This is a genomic window from Tepidimonas sp., from assembly GCF_046292505.1.
In the GTDB taxonomy this organism is placed as follows: Bacteria; Pseudomonadota; Gammaproteobacteria; order Burkholderiales; family Burkholderiaceae_C; genus Tepidimonas.
Genome location: NZ_JBKBQX010000245.1, coordinates 1 through 572 on the forward strand (window position 1 = coordinate 1; position 572 = coordinate 572).

General features: G+C 64.9%; 1 pseudogene. It reads right to left on the bottom strand.

The window, feature by feature from the left end:
- Positions 1-49: 49 nt before the first annotated feature.
- Positions 50-572, bottom strand: a pseudogene (locus ACK4TH_RS13055) (threonine ammonia-lyase); the annotation flags it as partial.

Here is a 572-nt window from a genome sequence, read left to right on the forward strand (position 1 = left end):
GGAGTTCCGCCTGACGGTTCTGGGCGGCTGGCCTGACGAGTAACTCGCGTCAGTTCTGCAGGCGTACTGCGTAGCCGGCGCGGTCGAAGGCCGTCAGAAGTTCCGCCTTGTTGTCCGGACCCCGCGTCTCGACGGTGAGGAAGACCTCCACTTCGTCGAGTGCAAGTTCGCCACCGGTACGGGAGTGGATGACGTCGACCACGCTGGCACCATTTGCCCGAACCACTTCGAGCAGTGAGACCAGCGCACCCGGCCGATCGTCGATGGTGATGTGAACGCCGAGGAACCGTCCGGCTGCCCGCAGTCCGTGTGAGATGACATGCGTGAGCAGCAGCGGATCGATGTTGCCGCCGGACAGCACAGCGCATACCGGCCCGGTCAGTCCCAATTCCTCCGGCGAGCACGTCATCAACGCCGCAACGGCCGCGACGCCTGCCGGTTCGACAATCAATTTGGCGCGTTCGAGGCATAGCAGCAGCGCTTTGGACAGCGCTTCCTCGCTGACCGTGACCACCGCGTCAACGTGTGCGGCAACCTCTGCGAACGGAACCTCGCCAGGGCAGCCCACGGCG